1 protein-coding gene and 1 pseudogene are annotated in these 1,516 nt (G+C 30.5%); both read right to left on the minus strand.

The features are described from left to right. Nucleotides 1-322, minus strand: a pseudogene (locus CQA75_RS08835) (hypothetical protein); the annotation flags it as partial. After that, nucleotides 322-1,344, minus strand: a complete 1,023-nt coding sequence (locus CQA75_RS08840) for a lysozyme inhibitor LprI family protein (RefSeq protein WP_137624590.1) — start codon at nt 1,342-1,344, stop codon at nt 322-324. The gene CQA75_RS08840 and the pseudogene CQA75_RS08835, both read right to left, overlap by 1 nt. Nucleotides 1,345-1,516: the final 172 nt, after the last annotated feature.

Genomic DNA, 1,516 nt, shown 5'->3' on the forward strand with positions numbered 1-1,516 from the left:
CATCATTTAGTGCCAATAAAAAACAACGCATATTATCTCTATAATCTTTAAAATTTTTAGCAAATTTTTGCATTTGTTTTCTTGTTTCTTTTCCTTCTTTTGTATCTTTTGGGATATTCTTTAATATTGAAAAATAGAGTTTAGAATATAGTCTATCAAGTCTTTGTAATTCTCCACTTTTATCATTGCATATCATCTTTTCAACATTGCTTTTTGCTTTAGCACAATCAAAGCTAGGTTTAGTGCTAGATTTTGCATTTAGACTTTGACTAAGTAATATCACACTCAGAGTGATAAATAATATTTTTGTCGTTTCAAACATTAATATTTCTTTTTTTTATAAGTGCATTTTAATTCTAATTTATCGCCTTTTAAAAGATAAATGCGTGTTGTTGGATAAGTAGAATTCTCATCCTTGCTAAATCTGTAGCTATAAAGGGTAATATAATTTTTTCCTTTAAATTCCATAACTCCATAGGATAAATGGCTTAATATAGGCGCTTCAAAATTAAATTCTAGTCGTTGTGAAATTTTATTGCTTGGCATAGCATATGTTTGAAATGCCAAACAAGGCACTTCATTTTTTAAACAAACTACTTCTTCAGTCTTTTCTCCATGAAAATGCAAATCATCCCCATAGATTTTATCACTTGCTTTTGTATCTAGTTTGCCATTTTTATATATTGCAAGTGCATCATAATATTCTCCTATTGAAAGGATTACATCATCTAATACCCCATCATTATTAATATCAATTTTTCTTTTATAGATATGAGGTGGAGTGAGATAAAGACTGCCTTCTTTGATAGCTTTTGCCATTTCTTCAGTAGCTTTTCCACTTTCTGTGCAATAACCATAATAAGAGCCATATTGATTATTTGATCCAAAAGCACAATAGCCTATACTAAAGGGAGGATTAGCAGAAGGAGGAAGTTCTTGCCATTTGCTCTCATCAAATTCATCATGCTGTCTTGCATATTCGCATAATTCTTTATTGTTAGAATCTAGCACTTTACCTAGAAGTTTAAGCAAGTCTGTAATGCGGTTTTCATAAGAAACATTATTATTGATAAATGCCCTTTGTGAATCTAAAAGATCTTTTAGTCTTTGCTCCTTATCAGGAAATTTAGAGATTTTTAACTCTTTTCTTAATTGTGCATAGACTTCAGCCATATAGCGATCTAAATTTTGCAAATTCCCTTCTATATCACTACATATCATCTTTTCTACTTTTGTACTTGCCTTAGCACAATCAAAGCTAGGTTTAGCTTCACTTGGAGATTGGGCATAAAGCATTGGGGTTAAAAATACTAAAATACTTAAGCTCATTAAAAATTTTTTCATAATTACTCCTTTAAAAAATTGTTTTTCATTATATATTTATTCTGCTCTTACTTCTCCACCCTTAACCATAAGCCCATTAGAGTCTATGGTCACTTCTACTCCACCTGCTTTAATAATCACACAATCTCCCTTAGTAACAATTTGAGTATCGCCTACTTGATGGAGGATTTGA

Source organism: Campylobacter taeniopygiae (assembly GCF_005406225.1).
In the GTDB taxonomy this organism is placed as follows: Bacteria; Campylobacterota; Campylobacteria; order Campylobacterales; family Campylobacteraceae; genus Campylobacter_D; species Campylobacter_D taeniopygiae.

Coding starts and splice junctions, on each gene's coding strand:
- CQA75_RS08840 (WP_137624590.1), bottom strand. CDS start 1,344: ATGAAAAAATTTTTAATGAGCTTAAGTATTTTAGTATTTTTAACCCCA.